We start from the raw sequence: 17491 nt of genomic DNA, 5'->3' as shown, positions 1-17491 counted from the left end.
CCCGCCATGACGAAGATCGACACCACCCGTCCGGAGACCGTGCTGCCCACCCCGTCGCACACGGTCGGCCCCTTCTACGGCCACGCCCTGCCGTTCCCCGGCGGCGGCGAGGTCGCGCCCGCCGGCCACCCGGACACCATCGCGCTGCACGGTTACGTGTACGACGGCAACGGCGACCCGGTGCCGGACGCCCTCGTGGAGCTGTGGGGACCGGACCCGGACGGCGAGGTGCCCCGGGTCGACGGCTCGATGCGGCGCGACCCGGCGACCGGGGGCTTCCTCGGGCGCAACGGCGTGGAGTTCACCGGGTTCGGGCGGATCGCGACCGACGCGAACGGCCACTGGTCCGCGCGCACGCTGCGGCCCGGAACACGCGGCGGCGGCGCGCCGCACCTGAGCGTGTGCGTCTTCGCCCGCGGTCTGCTCGTCCACCTGTTCACCCGGATCTATCTGCCGGACGACCAGGCTGCGCTGGCCGCCGACCCCTTGCTGTCCCGGCTGGACGAGGAACGGCGCTGCACGCTCGTCGCCGGGGCCCGGGGCAACGGCACGTACCGCTTCGACATCCGCCTCCAGGGCGAGGGCGAGACGGTCTTCCTGGAGTTCCGGTGACGGCGGCCGATTCCGGCGCCGGGCTGCTCGCCCCCGGGTGGGCCGGCGCCGAGGCGGCCGCGGAGACCACGGACACGGCGTTCCTGCGGGCGCTGCTCGACGCGGAGGCCGCCCTCACCCGGGTCCAGTCGGCGGCGGGGCTCGCCCCTGCGGAGGCCGCGAGGGCGGTGGCACAGGCCGCCGAACCGGCCCGCTTCGACGTCGCGTCCCTCGCCGTGGAGGCCCGCGGCGGCGGGAACCCGGTGATCCCCGTGGTCGCGGCGCTCACCCAGGCGGTGGGCGAGGAGCACCGCCCGTACGTGCACCGCGGGGCGACCAGCCAGGACATCATGGACACGGCGACCATGCTGGTCGCCCGCCGGGTACTCGCGGTGGTCCTCGCCGACCTGGAGCGCTGCGCGCGGGCGCTGGCCGCACTGGCCGCCGAGCACCGTGACACGCCGATGGCCGGCCGGACGCTCACCCAGCACGCCGTGCCGACGACGTTCGGGCTGAAGGCGGCCGGGTGGCGGGCGCTGGTGCTGGACGCGCGGGACCGGGTGGGGCGGGTCCGCGAGTCGCTGCCCGCTCAGCTCGGCGGAGCGGCGGGGACGCTGGCGGCGTTCACGGCGTACGGGGCCGGGGACGCGACCGCGCTGCCAGGTGCGTACGCCCGCGAACTGGGCCTGGCGGAGCCGGTGTTGCCCTGGCACACGCTCCGGACTCCGGTGGCCGATCTCGCCGGCTGCCTCGCCTTCGCCGCCGGCGCGCTGGGCAAGCTCGCGGCGGACGTCCTCACCCTGTCCCGTACCGAGATCGCGGAGGTGTCCGAGGGCCGCGGCGGCGGCTCGTCGGCCATGCCGCACAAGGCGAACCCGGTCCGCTCGACGCTGATCGCGGCGGCGGCCCGGCGGGCGCCGCAGCTCGCGGCCACGCTGTACGGCTCGCTGGTGGCCGAGGACGAACGGCCGGCCGGGGCCTGGCACGCCGAGTGGGAACCGCTCAGGGACCTGCTCCGCCTGGTGGGCGGCGCCGCCCGGGACGCCGCCGAGCTGGCCGAGGGGCTGCGGGTGCACGCGGACACGATGCGTGCCCACCTCGATCTCACCCGGGGACTGATCGTCTCCGAACGGCTGTCCGCCGAGCTGGCCCCGGTCCTCGGCCGCGCCCGGGCCAAGGACCTGCTGACCTCGCTGGCGCGGAGAGCGTACGAGGAGGGTCGCGACCTGGCCGAACTGCTGGCGCAGGAGCCGAAACTGAAAGGGGTCGACGTGTCCGCGCTCGTCGACCCGTCCCGTTACACCGGCTGCGCCGGAGACCTCACCGACCGTGCTCTGGAGCGACGTTGACAAGTGAGCTGCTCAACCACCGTGTCGAAGGCCCCGCTTCGGCTCCCCCGCTGCTGCTGGGTCCCTCGCTCGGCACCTCGTACGCTCTCTGGGACAAGGTGGCGCCCGAACTGGCGGCCGCGCACCGGGTGGTCCGGTGGGACCTGCCGGGGCACGGCGGTTCGCCGGCGGGGCTGATCGGTCCCGGTGCGAGCGTGGGCGATCTCGCCGGTCCGGTGCTCGCGCTGGCCGACTCGCTCGGCATCGAGCGGTTCGCCTACGCGGGTGTGTCCCTGGGCGGGGCGGTGGGACTGCACCTGGCCGTGCACCACCCGGACCGGCTCTCCTCCCTGGCCGTGATCTGTTCCTCGGCGCACTTCAACGGGGCCAAGCCGTGGGAGGAACGGGCCGCGCTGGTGCGCCGGGAGGGGCCGGCGGGGCTCGCCGAGAGCGCGGACGCCCGCTGGTTCACCCCCGGGTTCACCGTGCCGCGGCTGGTCCAGGACCACCGGGAGGCCGACCCGGACGCGTACGCGGCCTGCTGCGACGCGCTCGCCGCCTTCGACCTGCGGGACCGGCTGGCGGAGATCGCCGTTCCCACGCTGGCCGTCGCCGGGCGGCAGGACCCGGCCACACCGCCGGCGCATCTTCGCGAGATCGCGGACGCGGTGCCCGGTGCCGCGCTGGTGGAGATCCCCGGCGCCTCGCACCTGGCGCCCGCCGAGCAGCCGGAGGCGGTTCTCACGGCGCTGCGGACGCACTTCGGCGGGCCCGTCCGGCGTGGCATGGAGGTGCGCCGGGAGGTGCTGGGCGACGCGCACGTGGACCGGGCGCAGGCGCGGCAGACGCCGTTCACCGCCCGCTTCCAGGACTTCATCTCGCGCTACGCCTGGGGCGAGATCTGGACCGACCCGACGCTGTCCCGCCGGGAACGCAGCATGGTCACCCTCACGGCGCTGGTCGCACACGGCCACTACGACGAACTCGGCATGCATGTGCGCGCGGCCCGCCGCAACGGGCTCACCCCGGAGGAGATCGGGGCGGTGCTGCTCCAGACCGCCGTGTACTGCGGGGTCCCGGCGGCCAACTCGGCGTTCGCCGTCGCCCAGCGGGTGCTGGAGGAGGAGGCCGCCGGGTAGCCGGGGCCGGCGCGGTCGCGGGGGTCACCGCCTGTCGGGCGGTGACCCCCGCGATCACATCAGGAGAGGTGTGTCAGACGCGGGACCAGCGCTGGTTGCTGCCGCCTCCGCAGCTGTACAGCTGGATCTGCGTGCCGTTGGCCGTGCCCGCGCCGACCGCGTCGAGGCAGCGGCCGGACTGGACGCCGACGATGGTGCCGTCGGAGTTCAGGGTCCACTTCTGGTTGTCGCCGCCCCAGCAGCTGTAGATCTGGACCTTGGCGCCGTTGCCGGTGCCGGCGGCGTCCAGGCACTTGTTGCCGTAGACCCGCAGCTCACCGGAGGAGGTGAGCTCCCACGACTGGTTGGTCCGGCCGTTGCAGTCGTACAGCTGCACCTGCGTGCCGTCCGTGGTGCTCGCGTTGGGCACGTCCAGGCAGCGGCCCGAGCCGACGCCCTTGACGGCGGTGCCGTCACCCGGCTCCGGGTCCGGGTCGCCGCCGCCTTCGCCGGCGTTGAGGGCGTTCAGCACGGCGGTGTACGCCTGCTTCTTGCTGCCGTCGTTGTTGAAGAGCAGCGGGGTGTCGCTCGAACGCCACGAGTCCATGTCGCGCACGCCCCACACGGTCACGCCGAGGCAGCGGGAGACCGCCAGGCAGTCGTTGACCACGGCCGCGTACGTCGTCGGCGACGCGCCCTGGATGTCCAGCTCGGTGATGGCGACGTCGACGCCGAGCGCGGCGAACTCCTGCAGCGTGGTGCGGAAGTTGGAGTTGTACGGGCTGCCGCTGTTGAAGTGCGACTGGAAGCCGACGCAGTCGATCGGGACGCCGCGCTGCTTGAAGTCCTTCACCATGCGGTACATGGCCTGGGTCTTCGCCCAGGTCCAGTTCTCGACGTTGTAGTCGTTGTAGCAGAGCTTGGCGGACGGGTCGGCGGCGCGCGCGGTGCGGAAGGCGACCTCGATCCAGTCGCTGCCGGTGCGCTCCAGGTTGGAGTCGCGCCGGGCGCCCGAACTGCCGTCGGCGAACGCCTCGTTGACGACGTCCCACTGTGCGATCTTGCCCTTGTAGTGGGACATCACGCCGTTGATGTGGTCGATCATCGCCTGGCGCAGGGCGCTGCCGCCGAGGCTCTGCATCCAGCTGGGCTGCTGGGAGTGCCAGGCCAGGGTGTGACCGCGCACCTCCTTGCCGTTCTGCACGGCCCAGTTGTAGATGCGGTCGGCGTTCTGGAAGTTGAACTGGCCCCGCTGCGGCTCGGTGGCGTCGATCTTCATCTCGTTCTCGGCCGTCACCGAGTTGAACTCGCGGTTCGCGATCGTCGCGTACGTCGAGTCGCTCAGGCGGTTCGCGGCGATGGCCACGCCGAAGTAGCGGCCGCTCTGCGCCGCCGCGGCGCCGAGGGTGCTCTCGGCGGCCTGGGCCTCCGGCGCGGGTGCGGCCACCGCGCCGGCGAAGCCGAGGGCGCCGACGAGCAGCGTGGGCAGCAGGACGCGGAGTTTCCGCCGGACGGCGGCTCTGGGGAGGGCGTTGAAGCCCATGGCTGTGCCTCCAAGGCAGGAGAGAGGGATGCACCGTGCACCGCACCGCGGCTCAGGTGCGGCGCCGTCCCGCACGGGGGTGTGCGGGACGTACGGGACTCATGAGGCAAATTCGTTCGATATATCGAACGGCGGTCGGTTTGCCAAACAGATGGTGGAGGGTTGATGACGACCCGTCAAGCCCTGCGGCGGAAACAGTTTCTGAGGTGCTCTCGAATGTTTCGAATCGCCGATCCGGCCGGTCACAGCCCTTGACCGCCCGCTTCCGTCTCCCTAGCTTGTGGCGTCACGTGGCCAGGATCGATCCGAAACATTCGACACGTTCGATCCCGGTGCGGCTGCCGCTCCCCCCTGTCCGGCGACACCTCACCCCCACATCCAGGAGGTTCATCATGTGGCTCAGCCACGCGTCCCGGGTCCGTCCGAGACGCCTGCTCGCCGTGCTCGCCCCCCTGTTGCTGCTGGCCGCGTTCGTCGGCGCCCAGCCGGCCGAGGCCGCGACCGTGGACACCAGCGCCTCGTACGTGCTGGTCAACCGCAACAGCGGCAAGGCGCTGGACGTCTACAACCTGGCCACGAACGACGGCGCCCGGATCACCCAGTGGGCGAGGAACGACCAGGCCCAGCAGCAATGGCAGTTCGTGGACTCGGGCAACGGCTACTACCGCATCAAGTCCCGCCACTCCGGCAAGGTGCTCGACGTCTACAACTGGTCGACGGCCAACGGCGGTTCGATCGTCCAGTGGACCGACCTGAACGCCGCCAACCAGCAGTGGCGGCTGGCCGACAGCTCCGACGGCCACGTCCGTCTCATCAACCGCAACAGCGGCAAGGCGCTCGAGGTCCAGGGCGCGTCCACCGCCGACAACGCCAACATCGTCCAGTACGACGACTGGGCCGGCGCGAACCAGCAGTGGCGGCTCGTGAAGGTCGGCGGCTCCGACGAGGACCCCGGCGCGTGCCAGCTGCCGTCGAGCTACAGCTGGTCGTCGACGGGCGCTCTGGCGCAGCCCCGGTCGGGGTGGGTGTCGCTGAAGGACTTCACCGTCGCCCCCTACAACGGCAAGCAGCTCGTGTACGCGACCACGCACGACACCGGGACGCGGTGGGGGTCGATGAACTTCGGTCTGTTCGGCGACTGGTCGGAGATGGCCTCGGCCTCCCAGAACGCGATGAACAACTCGACGGTCGCGCCCAGCCTCTTCTACTTCGCTCCGAAGAACATCTGGGTGCTGGCCTACCAGTGGGGCTCGACCGCCTTCTCGTACCGCACGTCGAGCGACCCGACCAACCCCAACGGCTGGTCGTCCGAGCAGGTGCTGTTCTCCGGGAGCATCTCCGGCTCCTCCACGGGCCCGATCGACCAGACGCTGATCGGTGACGACACGAACATGTACCTGTTCTTCGCGGGCGACAACGGCAAGATCTACCGGGCGAGCATGCCGATCGGGAACTTCCCCGGCAGCTTCGGCTCGAGCTCGACCGTCGTCATGAGCGACTCGACGAACAACCTGTTCGAGGCGCCGCAGGTCTACAAGCTAAAGGACCAGAACCGCTACCTGATGATCGTCGAGGCGATCGGCTCCCAGGGCCGGTACTTCCGCTCGTTCACCGCGACCAGCCTCGGCGGCACGTGGACGCCCCAGGCCGCGTCCGAGAGCAACCCCTTCGCCGGCAAGGCCAACAGCGGCGCGACCTGGACGAACGACATCAGCCACGGCGAGCTGCTCCGCACCAGCGCCGACCAGACGATGACCGTCGACCCCTGCAACCTGCAGCTGCTCTACCAGGGCCGCAGCCCCAACTCCGGAGGTGACTACGGCCTGCTGCCCTACCGCCCGGGTCTGCTGACGCTGCGGCGCTGAGGGTGGGAGAGGAGACCTGTTCCGAGGGGGGAAGGGGTGCGGGCCCGGCGGCGAGCCGGGCCCGCACGCCCGCTCACTCCGTGCCGTGCGTGATCCTCGGCAGGACCGCCTCCGCAATCTCGACCACGGCGCTGTCGTCCGGGAGGGCGCCGGACTCGCTCCACACGGTGAGGTCGTAGGAGCCGCCCCGGTCCTTCGCGTCGAACGCCACGGTCAGCGACCGGGCGAGCGGCCCCTGCTCCACCGGGCCGCTCGTTCCCTCGCCGCCGCCCAGGTCGATCTGGATCTTCATCATGTGGTCCGAGGTGAGCAGGGCGGGGCGGCCCAGGATCTTGAGCTCCTTGACGAACCCATGGTCGCCGTACTTGGTCAGGTTCGCGTACTGGTCGACCGTGAGCTTGTTGTACGTGGCCGACAGCTCCACCGTGTACGTGTCGAACTCGACCCTCGCCTCGGGCTGGGCGACCTTCCTGTCCGTGAGCGGGGCGGTGTTGTCGGTGCCGGAGGCGTACGTCGCGGTCTCCGTGGGCGTGCCGAGAAGGCGGGGCAGCTCGGGCAGGTTGAGCGCGCGGCACAGGTCCTCGCCGGTCACGGCCTCGGGGGTGGACCTGTAGGCGCTCGGCAGCTTCTCGTCCTCGTCGTGCCGGCACGTGGCGGCGGCCGGGGCCGCGGTGTCGTCGCCGGAGCCCGGGAGGCGGTCCTGGAACCAGAAGGCCGCCGCGATCACCGCGAAGAGGCCGACGGCCAGGGCCGCCTGGCCCCAGGCGTTGGGCTCCTTCTCGGCGGGGCGCCGCACCACCGGGGCCTCCGGACGGGGGGCTGCGGGCGCGGTGCCGTCCGCACTGCTCGTGTCGTCGGCACTGCTCCTCTCGTCCGCGTCGTCCTGCGGAGCGGCGGGATGACGGCGGGCGCGCAGGGCGCGGACGACCACGCGCACGCGCAGCGCCGTCCCCACCAGGAACACCGCGCCGATGACGCCCGCGACCCACCCCTCGCCGTCGACGAGGGCCAAGTACAGGATGCGTACGCCGAAGACCGTCCCGACAAGGATCAGCAGCGGCTCGCGGACCCAGAAGGGGAGGAGACGGACGAGGTAACCGAGCATCCGGTGATCTCATCAGGCGCTGATCACGTCGGCTGTGACGGAAGCCATACTTCCGGGACGCTACTCAACTGTGATGAAAAGCGAGCCCCCCGCCGGGGACCGGTGACCTGCTCAGCGCAGGTCGAGCACCGCCTTGCCCAGGACGCCGCGCTCGACGGCCTCGTGCGCGGCGGCCACCTCGTCGAGGCCGAAGGTGTGCAGCGGCAGCGGCGTGAGGGCGCCCTCGCTCAGGGCCGCGGTGAGCGCGTCCGCGGCGTGAAGCAGTGTGTCCCGCGGCGCGGTGTGGAAGAGCGTGAAGCACAGGGTCAGGTGGGACCACATGAGGCGCAGGAGCGGCAGGGACGGGTCCTCAGCCTGGGCCGCGTACGTCACGACGGTCGCACCCGGGGCGGCCACGGCCAGATCCAGTTCGAGGTTGTCGCGCAGCGCGACCTCGACGATCCGGTCGACCGGGCCGACCCCGTCGAGAATCTGCCGGGCCGCGTCGGGGTCGCGGTAGTTCACCACGAGGTCCGCGCCGGCGGCCTTGGCGTGCGCGGCCTTCTCGGAGCCGCTGACGGTCGTCACGACGGTGGCGCCCGCCGCCTTGCCGAGCTCGATCGCGTAGTGCCCGACGGCGCCCGCCCCGCCCGCGACGAGCACGGTACGGCCGTGCAAAGGACCGTCGCCGTGCAGCGTCAGGTGCGCGGTCATCGCCGGGATGCCGAGGCAGGCGCCGAGGGCGTCGGAGACACCGTCGGGCAGGTCGACGGCCTGCTCGGACGGCACGACCACCCACTCCGCCGCGGTCCCCCAGACCTCGCCCGTGGCGGCCATCCAGACCCACACGCGGTCGCCCACGCGGCTCGCGTCGACGCCCTCGCCGACCGCGTCGATCACACCGGTGCCGTCCTGGTGCGGGATGCGGCCCCGCCGCTTGCCGACGCGCTGGAAGTCACGCTCGGTGGAGTGCTGCCGCCAGTACATGTCACCGGGGTTGATCGCGGAGAGGGTGACCCGGACGCGGACCTGGCCGGGGCCCGGTTCGGGGCGTTCGACGTCGATCACCCGCAGCACGCTCCTCGCGGGGCCGGGGGTGTCGTAGAAGGCTGCTCTCATGTGCTTCGTCTTTCTGTGGGAAGGCGGCTGCTCGTGAGCCGGCTTGGTGAGGGCGGCTGCTCGCGAGCCGGCTTGCTGTGAGGGCGGGTGCTTACAGGCCGGCGGCCACGGTGCGCAGGACCGATTCCAGGTCGCGCTCGCCCTCGCGGGTCTGCACCCCGTGCCGGAGCGCCTCGCGCATGAGCCGGGGCGGCAGCTCCCCGCTCACCAGCTCGGCCCACGCGGCGTTCTCCGCCCGCAGGCCCTCGGTCAGGTCGGGCGGCGGCACCAGCTCTTTGACGGCCGCGACGATCTCCGGGGACAGCGCGGCGATCTTCTGCGCCACATCGTCGACGAAGGCGTCCAGCTCCGCCGCCGGGACCGCCCGATTGATCCACCCGTAGGCGGCCGCGGTGTCCGCGTCCACCCTGTCGCCGGTGAGCAGCAGTTCCAACGCCCGGTTACGGCCCAGCCGTTCACGCAAGTACTGCGTACCGCCGCCGCCCGGGACGATGCCCATCAGCACCTCGCTCTGACCGAGCCCGGCCGTCTCCCGCGCGGCGAAGGCCAGGTCGGCGGCGGCCACGAACTCCGCGCCGCCCGCACGCGCCGTGCCCGCGAGCTTGACGATCGTCACCTGCGGCTGATGGCGCAGCAGTTCGCCGACGCCCTGGAAGAGGTTGAGGTGCGGGGCACGGTCGGCGATCTCCCTGAGGTCGTCCATCTCGTCGAGGATCCCTGGCCCCTGCGCCTGCGCGAGGGGGCGGCGGAGTCGGTCGCCTGCGACGTGGACCGCACCCCTACCGGGTCCAGGACGCCGATCTGCGCCTCTTCGGCAGAGAGCCGCCGCCGCAGGTCCTCGGCGACCACGTCGAGAGCGTCCACCGGCGCGGCCGCTTCCGCCGCCGTCAGCAGCTGGGGAAGTACATGCCCACCGCTCACGGCCACGGTCCCTTCGTCTGCGCCTGCCACCAGCCTGGGACCACTTCGGCGCACGTCAATCGGGGAGAGGGCGAACGCCTGCCGAGCCGGCGGACGGCCGCAGGGGAGACGGCGCATCCGCCCCGCCGTCCGTCTCCCACGCTTCCAGTGCGGTCCGTACGTCCATCCTGTCGCCCGTGTCCCCCGCCCGGCCCGGGGCTTCCCCGCTGTCGCCGGACAGCAGCCGTGCGGCGGAGGCGCCTGCTTCCGGAGGCACCACCAGCACGTCGCGGCGGCCCTCGGCGAAGAAGAGGGTCATCCGGTGCGGATCCTGCTCCTCGGCGGCCCAGTCCACCCGCACGGCACGCCCCTCCCGGGACACCCAGCTCGGAATGACCGGCCAGTGCGCCGGGCTCACCGCGACACCGGTGACGCGGCCCCAGGGGCTGTCGAGCGCGGCGGTCAGGGGCGGCAGCTCGCGGCTGAGGGCGCGGGAGCGGGGCCACCACACGCCGTCCAGCCCTCCCGGCGCGGACGCCAGGGACAGCCGAGCCGGTGGTGCGGGGAGGCGCCTGCTCGACATCGTGCGGTCGATGGTCACGTTCATGACGCGAACCTGTCTCCGGGCCCGCGGCTGCGGGCCGGTGTCGCCCATCGCCGGGAACGCCACCGGCGGCTGAGCCGGTGCGCGAGAAGCTCCCGGTATCTCCACCGTACTCCCCGTCGGCCGGGACCGGGGGACTGACCAGCAGTTCTCCGGGGCGAGGAGCGCGTGCGGCACCCGCCCGACGAGCCGTCCCGCCCTCCTTCGCGTGACGGTCCGGAAAGCACCTGACGCCGCCCCCGCACCGTACCTACGATGAGGTCCCTCCCCCACCACCGCCCCCGGGAGTCCAATGGAACGCGACCGTGACGACGACAGCGTGCACGGCCGGACGACGACGGCCGCCGTCCCCGCGCAGCCAGGATCCGGGCCGCGCCCGTCGGCGCCCGGTGAGCCGGCCGTGGGTCAGGACGTGCTCGAGTTGTACAAGCTCGCCGTGGAGATGGCCGACCGGGTGTCCGCGCGCCGCGGTTCGGCCAACGCGTTCTTCCTGTCCGTGCAGACGGCGCTGGTGAGCGTGATCGGGTTCGGGATGTCGGAGTGGGCCGAACCGCCGTGGTACGTCTCCGTGGCGGTCGCCATGGGCGGGGTCACCCTGTCCCTCGCCTGGTGGCTCCAGCTCCGCTCGTACCGGCATCTCAACTCGGCCAAGTTCCGTGTCATCAACGAGATCGAGGAACGGTTGCCGGTGCGGATCTTCACCGACGAGTGGGCGGTGCTGCGCGGCACACCCGAGCCGCGCCGGACCCGGCGGTACGCCGAACTCAGCTCGTCGGAGCGGATCGTGCCCCTCGTGTTCGCGCTGGCTCATGTGGTGCTGGTGGCTGGCACACTGGCGGGGTGACCTACCTCGATCCGCTCGCCGATCTGATCCGGTCCTGCCTGCCGCCGGGCGCGCGGCCGCCCGAGGGCGCGGACGACCTGTTCCGGCTGTACGCGGTGCTGCTGCGTGCGAAGGGTGAGCGGGTCACCGACGAGGACGTGCACGACGCGTGGTCGGCGTGGATGCAGACGGTCGACGCCGGTCACGCCTCGCTCGTGCCGTTCGAGGAGCTCTCGCCCGAGACGCGCGCGGCGGACGCGCCGTACGCGGAGGCGATACGGGAGGCGGCTCGGAGGGTGAAGCGCGGTGGAGAATCACCTCGCGAGTGAAATCTCCCTGAAATGTCGCGTGTTGCACGCGCGTCGTGCGTAACGTCTCGTGCCATGCGGGTGAACAGGCATGACGGGGGCGGGGGACAGTTCGAGGTGACGAGGCCCCGCCAGGTGCGGAGTGTCGGCTGCGGCGCCCGTGGCGTCGGCTGCGTGACACGGGTTCTCGGCTTCCTCGTGGCCGTCGCCGGACTCAACCGCATCCGGACGCGCACCATGTTCGGCATCCTGACCACCGAGGACGTGGTCATCGGCGTCCTGATGCTCGCGGGCGGCATCGTGGCCGTGTTCACGGGCAGCCGCCTGTCCCGCTTCGGCAGGCGCCACACGGCCCGGCTGGTGAAGGACGCGGGGGCGCTGGAGCCGCAGTCGTACATCCTGTATCTGCGTCCCTTCGACCTCGACGACGAGCTGTACCGGATCAAGCCGGTCCCCGTCCTCAACCCGATCCGCAGGATGCACACCCCGCACAGCCGCACCTGGGAGGAGCACATGGTGTGGCATCTGCGGTTCAAGCTCGGGCCGGTCGTGGCCGTGGGGCGGCCCGGCGAACGCCTGCCGCTGGCGGGGGCACGGAGGTTCTACCTGCCGCTGAACGACTGGAAGCCCACCGTGAGCGACGCCATCCGCAAGGCGCGACTGGTCGTGCTCGCCACCGGGACCAGTGAAGGCACCCTCTGGGAGTTCACCGAGGTAGTACGGCTGCTGCCGCCGGAGCGGCTGCTGGTGACGGTGTTCACCGACGAGCCCGAGTACGACCGGTTCAGGGCGGCGGCCCGGGCGGCGTTCGCCGCGCGGGCCGCCGAACTCCAGGGCGAGGAGGCGAGGAGGCTCGCCGCGTTCCGGTGGCCGGCGTACCCGCCGCTGAAGAAACCGGACGCGCTCACGCGCGTGGCCGGGACGCGGGGGTACATCGTCTTCGGCCGCGACTGGACGCCGGAGTTCGTCCGGATCGACCCCTCCGCTGTGCGGGCCCTCACCCTGGCCGGGCGGAACCACGCGATGACGCGCCGCCAGGTGAACCCGCTCATGCGCCGGATCAAGCGGGGGCTGGCCCAGGCGCCCGCCCCCACCGTGATCCCCGCCCCGCCGCCGTACGCCCCGGACGTCGCGCCCGGGAGTACCGAACAGGGCCTGGTCGTCAGCGGCCCGCCGTCGCGAACGGCACCTGCCCCGACGTCTCCTGGCCCGCCCCCACCCGCGACGGACGGGCCCACAGTCCCTCCGCCTCCAGGCGCGGCAGCACCCCCTCGCCGAACCAGTACGCCTCCTCCAGGTGCGGGTAGCCGGAGAGGACGAACTCGTCGATGCCGAGGGCGTGGTACTCCTTGATGCGGTCGGCGACCTCCTCGTGGCTGCCCACCAGGGCCGTGCCCGCGCCGCCGCGTACCAGGCCGATGCCCGCCCAGAGGTTGGGGTGGATCTCCAGGCCGTCGCGGTTGCCGCCGCCGTGCAGGGCGAGCATCCGCCGCTGGCCCTCCGACTCGCTGCGGGCGAGTCCCTCCTGCACCGAGCGGATCGTCTCCGGGTCGAAGCCGGCCAGGAGGCGGTTGGCCTCCGCCCACGCCTGCTCGGAGGTGTCGCGGGTGATGACGTGCAGGCGGATGCCGAAGCGCAGGGTGCGGCCCTCCTCCGCGGCCAGGCGGCGGATCCAGGCGATCTTCTCCGCGACGGCGGCGGGCGGTTCGCCCCAGGTGAGATAGACGTCGACGTGCTTCGCCGCGACCCGTCCCGCGATGGGCGAGGAGCCGCCGAAGTACACCTCGGGCACCGGGTCGGGCACCCGGGCCAGCCTGGCGTCCGCCACGCGCAGGTGCTCGCCCTCCAGGTCCACCGTCTTGCCCTGCCACAGCTCCCGCACGACGCTCAGGAACTCGTCGGTGCGGCGGTAGCGGTCGTCCTTGTCGAGGAAGTCGCCGTAGGCGCGCTGCTCGTGGCTCTCACCGCCGGTGACGACGTTGAGCAGCAGCCGTCCGCCGCTCTGCCGCTGGAAGGTGGACGCCATCTGCGCGGCGAGGGTGGGCGAGACGAATCCGGGGCGGAAGGCGACGAGGAACTTCAGGCGTTCGGTGTTCTGGCTGACCATGGCGGTGGTCAGCCACGCGTCCTCGCACCATGCGCCGGTCGGGGTGAGCGCGCCCACGAAGCCCAGGTCCTCGGCGGCGCGGGCGATCTGGGTGAGGTAGGCGACCGTGGGCGGCCGGTCCCGTCCGGACGCCGTGGCCGGGGTGCCGTGGCCGCCGCCGACGACGTGGCGGCTGTCGCCGTTGGTGGGCAGGAACCAGTGGAAGGTGAGGGTCACGGGAGGGCTCCGTTCGGTTCGTGCGTCGTCAGAGGAGGCCGTGGTCGGGGCGGCCGCGGAGCCACGTCACGGCGCCGCGTTCCTCCCCGCGGTGCTCAGCCGGTGGCCGCCAGCAGGGTGCGGCCGCCGAGCGCGCGGGAGAACTGGTCGGTGACCTGGGCCAGCGCCTCGGCCGCGGCGGGGGCGACGGTCAGGGTGCCGTCGTCGCCCACGGTGATCTCCGTGTCGAGGGTGAACCAGCCGGGCGTGATGTGGGCGGGGCCCATGGAGTTGAGCACGGGCCGCAGCGCGTAGTCGATGGCGAGGACATGGGCGGTGGTGCCGCCGGTGGCGAGCGGCAGGACGGTCTTCCCGGTGAGCGCGTACTGCGGCAGCAGGTCCAGCAGCGCCTTCAGCAGGCCGGAGTAGGCGGCCTTGTAGACGGGGGTGCCGATGACGACGCCGTCGGCCTGCTGGAAGAGGGCGGTGGTTTCGACGATCGCCGGATGGCGGAAGTCGGCGTGCAGCAGCGCCTCGGGCGGGAGGGTGCGCACGTCGAGCGGTATGACCTCGTGCCCCTGCGCGACGAGCCGCTGGTCGAGGTGGCGCAGCAGCCGGGCGGTGCGGGAGGTGGCGGAGGGGCTTCCGGAGACGGACAGGATGGTGGCCATGGGAGGACCTTCCGAGGATCGGTGCGAGCGGGTCGGGCGGGGCGACAGCGGGTGGTGACGGCCGGCCCGCGGGCAACGGCGGGACGGGCGGCGTCCGTTGCGCGGCCGACCGGCCGGGGAGCGCGTAAGGGGGTGTCAGGCGACGGCGCTGCGACGACGGCAGGCGTCGGCGGAGCGGCCGAAGGCCGGGATCAGGGAAAAGATCAGGGAGAAGGAGCGGGGCGAGGGTGTCCCTCGGTCGCGCTCAGGCCCGGGTGCGACAGCAGGAGCTGGAGACACGCGCAAGGTCGACATGGCGTCGCCGCGTGAGGTCCTGTCGCTTCATGCCGTCGATCAAAACAGCAGTCGGTGACACGGGTCAAGAACGCCCGGACGTCGTCCCGGCGGGTGCGACGGCTTCCGTCGATCTGGCGCGACGCCGCCGGCGTGTGGTTACCTGAGCGCATGACCGTGCTCGTGACCCGCCGCCACGTCGATTACGTGCGTGTCACCACCACGGGCTGTTCCGCCGCGAGCTGACGCCGCGCGCGCCCGGCCGGCAGTCCGGCCTCTCTCCTCTCCGCTTCACCGCATCGCGCCGACCACCGCCCCCTTGTGTCCGGGGCCGTGACGCGCGGCGCCGTGGCGTCCTCAGGCACGACCACATCCCCCTTTCTCCGCCAGGGAGCACTCTCATGAGCAGCCGGCCCATCGACTCCGTCACCGCAGGCCACACCCCCGACGGGGAGTCCGCCGCGGACTCCACGCCCGCCTGGTCCTTCGAGACCAAGCAGGTCCACGCGGGCGCGGAGCCCGACCCCACGACCGGGGCGCGCGCGACGCCGATCTACCAGACGACGTCGTTCGTGTTCCGCGACACGCAGCACGCCGCCGACCTGTTCGCCCTGGCCGAGCCCGGCAACATCTACACCCGCATCCACAACCCGACCCAGGACGTCTTCGAGCAGCGGATCGCCGCGCTGGAGGGCGGTGTCGCGGCCGTGGCGCTGTCCTCGGGGCAGGCCGCGGAGACGCTGGCGCTGCTGACCGTGGCGAGCGCCGGCGACCACATCGTGTCCAGCACCTCCCTGTACGGCGGCACGTACAACCTGTTCCGGCACACGCTGCCGAAGTTCGGCGTCGAGGTGTCCTTCGTGGACGACCCCGACGACCCGGAGGCGTGGCGGGCGGCGATCCGCCCCAACACCAAGGCGCTGTTCGCCGAGTCGCTGGGCAATCCGCGCGGCAACGTCCTCGACGTGCGGGCGGTCGCGGACGTCGCGCACGCGGCGGGTGTGCCGCTGATCGTGGACAACACGGTGCCGACGCCGTACCTGCTGCGGCCGCTGGAGCACGGCGCGGACGTCGTGGTGCACTCGGCGACCAAGTTCCTGGGCGGTCACGGCACGGCCATCGCGGGCGTGGTCGTCGACGGCGGCACCTTCGACTTCGGTGCGCACGCCGACCGGTTCCCGGACTTCAGCGAGCCCGACCCGAGCTACCACGGCCTGCGTTACTGGCCGGCGCTCGGTCCGGGCGCGTTCGCGGTGAAGCTGCGGGTGCAGCTGCTGCGCGACCTCGGCCCGGCGCTGTCCCCGCACTCGGCGTTCCTGCTGCTGCAGGGCGTGGAGACGCTCAGTCTGCGCATCGAGCGGCACTCCTCCAACGCCCAAGCGCTCGCCGAGTGGCTGGAGCAGCGCGACGAGGTGGCCGCCGTGCACTACGCGGGACTGCCGTCCAGCCCCTGGTACGAGGCGGGGCAGAAGTACCTGCCGCGCGGCGCGGGCGCGATCGTGTCGTTCGAGCTGCGGGACGGCGTGGAGGCCGGCAAGCGGTTCGTGGACGCCGTGAGCCTGTTCAGCCACCTCGCCAACATCGGCGACGTGCGCAGCCTCATCATCCACCCGGCGTCCACCACCCACAGCCAGCTCGCCGAGGAGCAGCTCGCGGCCACCGGCACCTCGCCCGGGCTGGTGCGGCTGTCCGTCGGCATCGAGGCCCTCGAGGACCTCAAGGCCGATCTGGAGGCCGGGTTCCGCGCGGCGAAGGGCGCGTCCTGAACACCGTTCTGACGCCGTCCCCGGTCCCCCTCCCGCCGGCCTCCGGGGCCTGGCGGGAGGGGGACCCGCCCGGGCGGCGGCAGTGGTACGCGCACCCGGAGCCGCTTGCCCTTGAGGCGGGCGGTGAACTGCCGGGCGTGCGGCTGGCGTTCGAGACGTGGGGGCGGCTCGCGCCGGACCGGTCGAACGCGGTGCTGGTGCTGCACGCCCTCACCGGCGACAGCCATGTCGCCGGTCCCGCCGGTCCGGGGCATCCCACGCCCGGCTGGTGGGACGGGCTCGTGGGGCCGGGGCGGGCGCTCGACACGGACCGCTGGTTCGTGGTCGCGCCGAACGTGCTCGGCGGCTGCCAGGGCAGCACCGGCCCGTCCTCGCGCGGACCGTCCGGGCGGCGCTGGGGCGGCGACTTCCCGTTCCTCACCCAGCGCGACCAGGTCGCCGTCGAGGCCGCCCTCGCCGACGCACTGGGCGTCGACCGGTGGGCGCTGGTCGTCGGCGGCTCGATGGGCGGGATGCGGGCCGTGGAGTGGGCCGTGTCGTACCCGGAGCGCACCGGCGCGCTCCTGCTGCTGGCGACCACGGCGGCGGCGAGCGCGGAGCAGATCGCGTGGGCGGAGACACAGTTGCACGCCATCCGCTCCGACCCGCACTGGCACGGCGGCCACTACCACGACACCGGGCGCGGCCCGCACGCCGGACTCGGCGTGGCCCGCCGCATCGCCCACATCACCTACCGCAGCGAGCCGGAGCTGCAGAGCCGCTTCGGACGCAGCCCGCAGGAGGCGGAGGACCCCTGGCGCGGCGGCCGCTACCAGGTCGCCTCCTACCTGGACCACCACGCGGACAAGCTGGTGCGCCGCTTCGACGCGGGCAGCTACGTCGTGCTGTCGAAGGCGATGAACAGCCACGACGTCGGCCGTGGAAGGGGCGGGGTGCGGGCCGCCCTCGGCCGGGTGACCGCCCCCACGCTGGCCGCGGGCGTGGACTCCGACCGGCTCTACCCGCCGTCCCAGCAGGCCGAGCTGGCGGCCGGCATCCCCACGGCGGACGCGCCGCGCGTCGTCGAGTCGCCGTACGGCCACGACGGCTTCCTGATCGAGGTGGAGCAGGTCGCCGCGCTGGTGCGTGAGCTCCTGCCCGCCGCTCCCCCGGTCCCGGCGCAGACACCGGGGCGTCACCGCGCACACCCCTGACGA

The 17491-nt window shown here is 72.8% G+C and carries 16 protein-coding genes; 8 read left to right on the top strand and 8 right to left on the bottom strand.

Translation table 11 applies throughout. The annotated features are described in order from the left end of the window. Positions 1 to 6 precede the first annotated feature (6 nt). Genes pcaG through pcaDC form a run of 3 tightly spaced genes read left to right on the top strand, consistent with a single transcriptional unit; the run spans position 7 to position 3058 of the window. Entirely contained in the window at positions 7 to 612 is a 606-nt protein-coding gene (pcaG, locus tag ACQY0Z_RS28160) for a protocatechuate 3,4-dioxygenase subunit alpha (protein WP_254586890.1), read from the top strand. Then, on the top strand, positions 609 to 1940 hold the full coding sequence (gene pcaB, locus ACQY0Z_RS28155; RefSeq protein ID WP_439813022.1) for a 3-carboxy-cis,cis-muconate cycloisomerase: 1332 nt from the start codon (positions 609 to 611) through the stop codon (positions 1938 to 1940). The genes pcaG and pcaB overlap by 4 nt, the downstream gene beginning before the upstream one ends. Next, the gene (gene pcaDC, locus ACQY0Z_RS28150; RefSeq protein WP_189903052.1) at positions 1937 to 3058 is read left to right on the top strand and encodes a bifunctional 3-oxoadipate enol-lactonase/4-carboxymuconolactone decarboxylase PcaDC; all 1122 of its coding nucleotides are present in this window, start codon (positions 1937 to 1939) and stop codon (positions 3056 to 3058) included. Before pcaB ends, pcaDC begins: the two co-directional genes overlap by 4 nt. A 73-nt stretch (positions 3059 to 3131) precedes the next feature. Here pcaDC and ACQY0Z_RS28145 read toward each other — a convergent pair whose 3' ends face one another. Next, positions 3132 to 4580 carry an endo-1,4-beta-xylanase gene (locus tag ACQY0Z_RS28145; protein ID WP_439813021.1) on the bottom strand — a complete coding sequence of 483 codons (1449 nt, stop codon included), beginning with the start codon at positions 4578 to 4580 and terminating at the stop codon, positions 3132 to 3134. Between the two features lie 392 nt (positions 4581 to 4972). Between ACQY0Z_RS28145 and ACQY0Z_RS28140 the strand changes: the two genes are divergently transcribed. Further along, positions 4973 to 6445, top strand: a complete 1473-nt coding sequence (locus ACQY0Z_RS28140) for a non-reducing end alpha-L-arabinofuranosidase family hydrolase (protein WP_439813020.1) — start codon at positions 4973 to 4975, stop codon at positions 6443 to 6445. Between the two features lie 73 nt (positions 6446 to 6518). On the opposite strand, the gene ACQY0Z_RS28135 is transcribed toward ACQY0Z_RS28140, so the two are convergent. The 4 genes from ACQY0Z_RS28135 to ACQY0Z_RS28120 form a co-directional block, all read right to left on the bottom strand. Continuing rightward, positions 6519 to 7550, bottom strand: coding sequence for a DUF6215 domain-containing protein (locus tag ACQY0Z_RS28135; protein ID WP_439813019.1), 1032 nt, complete (start codon positions 7548 to 7550; stop codon positions 6519 to 6521). Positions 7551 to 7661: 111 nt separating this feature from the next. Further along, on the bottom strand, positions 7662 to 8648 hold the full coding sequence (locus ACQY0Z_RS28130) for an NADPH:quinone reductase (RefSeq protein WP_439813018.1): 987 nt from the start codon (positions 8646 to 8648) through the stop codon (positions 7662 to 7664). 91 nt (positions 8649 to 8739) lie between these two features. Then, the gene (locus ACQY0Z_RS28125; protein WP_439813017.1) at positions 8740 to 9351 is read right to left on the bottom strand and encodes an enoyl-CoA hydratase/isomerase family protein; all 612 of its coding nucleotides are present in this window, start codon (positions 9349 to 9351) and stop codon (positions 8740 to 8742) included. A 273-nt stretch (positions 9352 to 9624) separates the two neighbouring features. Next, positions 9625 to 10155, bottom strand: a complete 531-nt coding sequence (locus tag ACQY0Z_RS28120) for a DUF5994 family protein (protein ID WP_254586898.1) — start codon at positions 10153 to 10155, stop codon at positions 9625 to 9627. A gap of 289 nt (positions 10156 to 10444) precedes the next feature. Here ACQY0Z_RS28120 and ACQY0Z_RS28115 point away from each other — a divergent pair, with 289 nt between their 5' ends. After that, on the top strand, positions 10445 to 10996 hold the full coding sequence (locus ACQY0Z_RS28115; RefSeq protein ID WP_439813016.1) for a RipA family octameric membrane protein: 552 nt from the start codon (positions 10445 to 10447) through the stop codon (positions 10994 to 10996). Continuing rightward, positions 10993 to 11304, top strand: coding sequence for a DUF7701 domain-containing protein (locus ACQY0Z_RS28110; protein WP_254586900.1), 312 nt, complete (start codon positions 10993 to 10995; stop codon positions 11302 to 11304). The genes ACQY0Z_RS28115 and ACQY0Z_RS28110 overlap by 4 nt, the downstream gene beginning before the upstream one ends. A 1141-nt stretch (positions 11305 to 12445) precedes the next feature. Here the strand turns inward: ACQY0Z_RS28110 and ACQY0Z_RS28105 are convergent. The 3 genes from ACQY0Z_RS28105 to ACQY0Z_RS28095 all read right to left on the bottom strand — a co-directional run bounded on the left by ACQY0Z_RS28105 (position 12446) and on the right by ACQY0Z_RS28095 (position 14581). After that, positions 12446 to 13606, bottom strand: coding sequence for an LLM class flavin-dependent oxidoreductase (locus tag ACQY0Z_RS28105; protein WP_439813015.1), 1161 nt, complete (start codon positions 13604 to 13606; stop codon positions 12446 to 12448). Between the two features lie 95 nt (positions 13607 to 13701). Further along, positions 13702 to 14256, bottom strand: coding sequence for an NADPH-dependent FMN reductase (gene ssuE, locus ACQY0Z_RS28100; protein WP_189903030.1), 555 nt, complete (start codon positions 14254 to 14256; stop codon positions 13702 to 13704). Between the two features lie 244 nt (positions 14257 to 14500). Next, the gene (locus ACQY0Z_RS28095; protein WP_350328476.1) at positions 14501 to 14581 is read right to left on the bottom strand and encodes a putative leader peptide; all 81 of its coding nucleotides are present in this window, start codon (positions 14579 to 14581) and stop codon (positions 14501 to 14503) included. A gap of 349 nt (positions 14582 to 14930) precedes the next feature. On the opposite strand from ACQY0Z_RS28095, the gene ACQY0Z_RS28090 reads away from it, so the two are divergent. Together ACQY0Z_RS28090 and metX are read left to right on the top strand one after the other, a co-directional pair. Further along, positions 14931 to 16295 carry a bifunctional o-acetylhomoserine/o-acetylserine sulfhydrylase gene (locus tag ACQY0Z_RS28090; RefSeq protein ID WP_254586902.1) on the top strand — a complete coding sequence of 455 codons (1365 nt, stop codon included), beginning with the start codon at positions 14931 to 14933 and terminating at the stop codon, positions 16293 to 16295. Continuing rightward, the gene (gene metX / locus ACQY0Z_RS28085; protein ID WP_439813389.1) at positions 16292 to 17488 is read left to right on the top strand and encodes a homoserine O-acetyltransferase MetX; all 1197 of its coding nucleotides are present in this window, start codon (positions 16292 to 16294) and stop codon (positions 17486 to 17488) included. Before ACQY0Z_RS28090 ends, metX begins: the two co-directional genes overlap by 4 nt. Positions 17489 to 17491 lie beyond the last annotated feature (3 nt).

The sequence above is a fragment of the Streptomyces sp. P9-2 genome, assembly GCF_051903975.1.
Lineage (GTDB): Bacteria > Actinomycetota > Actinomycetes > Streptomycetales > Streptomycetaceae > Streptomyces > Streptomyces cellulosae.
This window is presented reverse-complemented; position numbering and strand designations above follow the sequence as displayed.

Excerpts from the sequence above, each read along its gene's own strand:
- pcaG (WP_254586890.1), top strand. The coding sequence starts at position 7 with ATGACGAAGATCGACACCACCCGTCCGGAGACCGTGCTGCCCACCCCG.
- ACQY0Z_RS28145 (WP_439813021.1), bottom strand. The coding sequence starts at position 4,580 with ATGGGCTTCAACGCCCTCCCCAGAGCCGCCGTCCGGCGGAAACTCCGC.
- ACQY0Z_RS28140 (WP_439813020.1), top strand. The coding sequence starts at position 4,973 with ATGTGGCTCAGCCACGCGTCCCGGGTCCGTCCGAGACGCCTGCTCGCC.
- ACQY0Z_RS28135 (WP_439813019.1), bottom strand. The coding sequence starts at position 7,550 with ATGCTCGGTTACCTCGTCCGTCTCCTCCCCTTCTGGGTCCGCGAGCCG.
- ACQY0Z_RS28130 (WP_439813018.1), bottom strand. The coding sequence starts at position 8,648 with ATGAGAGCAGCCTTCTACGACACCCCCGGCCCCGCGAGGAGCGTGCTG.
- ACQY0Z_RS28125 (WP_439813017.1), bottom strand. The coding sequence starts at position 9,351 with ATGGACGACCTCAGGGAGATCGCCGACCGTGCCCCGCACCTCAACCTC.
- ACQY0Z_RS28120 (WP_254586898.1), bottom strand. The coding sequence starts at position 10,155 with ATGAACGTGACCATCGACCGCACGATGTCGAGCAGGCGCCTCCCCGCA.
- ACQY0Z_RS28115 (WP_439813016.1), top strand. The coding sequence starts at position 10,445 with ATGGAACGCGACCGTGACGACGACAGCGTGCACGGCCGGACGACGACG.
- ssuE (WP_189903030.1), bottom strand. The coding sequence starts at position 14,256 with ATGGCCACCATCCTGTCCGTCTCCGGAAGCCCCTCCGCCACCTCCCGC.
- ACQY0Z_RS28095 (WP_350328476.1), bottom strand. The coding sequence starts at position 14,581 with ATGAAGCGACAGGACCTCACGCGGCGACGCCATGTCGACCTTGCGCGT.
- ACQY0Z_RS28090 (WP_254586902.1), top strand. The coding sequence starts at position 14,931 with ATGAGCAGCCGGCCCATCGACTCCGTCACCGCAGGCCACACCCCCGAC.